Source organism: Nocardiopsis sediminis, assembly GCF_042650565.1.
Taxonomy (GTDB): domain Bacteria; phylum Actinomycetota; class Actinomycetes; order Streptosporangiales; family Streptosporangiaceae; genus Nocardiopsis_B; species Nocardiopsis_B sediminis.
The window spans coordinates 1-742 of sequence record NZ_JBHSBH010000017.1; the positions used below are offsets into that span (position 1 = coordinate 1).

Sequence of the window (742 nt, forward strand, 5' to 3'; positions counted from 1 at the left end):
CACGTGATCATCCCGCTGGCCGCGTTGCCGAAGGAGATGGGCGGGAGCGAGTCCCGGAGCCTGGGGGAGATCCCGGGGCACGGGCCGATCCTGGCAGAGGCCGCCCGGGACCTGGCCAAGGGAGCCACCTCCAAGGCCACCCGCTGGTGCTACACGGTGGTCGATGACGACGGAAACCCGGTGGCCGATGGCACCACCGCCTACCGGCCGCCACCGTTACTCCGGTCGCATATCGATTCGCGGGACCGGACGTGCCGGTTCCCCCACTGCAACCGGCCCGCGGTCGAGTGCGATGCCGACCACACCATGCCCCACCACCTGGGCGGGTCTACCAGCGCGGGCAACTTGGCCGCGTTGTGCAGGCGGCACCACCGGTTGAAGCAAACCCCTGGGTGGAACCTGTCCCAGCCCTCCCCGGGAACCCTGGTCTGGCGCACCCCCCACAACCGCACCCACACCACCACCCGCGACCCCTACCCCAGCCAATGACCACCGGGGAGGGGACCACGGGAGGCCCGGAGGCGGAACCGGGAAAGGGGAGGGACCCCGAAGGATCCCGGCCCCCGGAGAACCCGGAAGGCCCTGGACCCCGGGGGGAACCCGGGGACCGGAGGAATCCGGGGGAGCCGGGAAGGCGGGGGACGGGAGGAAGCCGGGGGCACCGGGGCCGGGCCGACGAGGGACCCGCTGCCCGATGGGGGAGATCCGGGCGCCCCGGGGGGCGGGAGAGGCCGCCCAGAGC

Annotated in this window: 1 protein-coding gene; it reads left to right on the forward strand. The window is 73.5% G+C overall.

The window, feature by feature from the left end:
- Positions 1-489: HNH endonuclease (locus ACFOVU_RS27495; RefSeq protein ID WP_378538266.1), on the forward strand; the 489-nt coding region annotated here is incomplete at its 5' end.
- Positions 490-742: the final 253 nt, after the last annotated feature.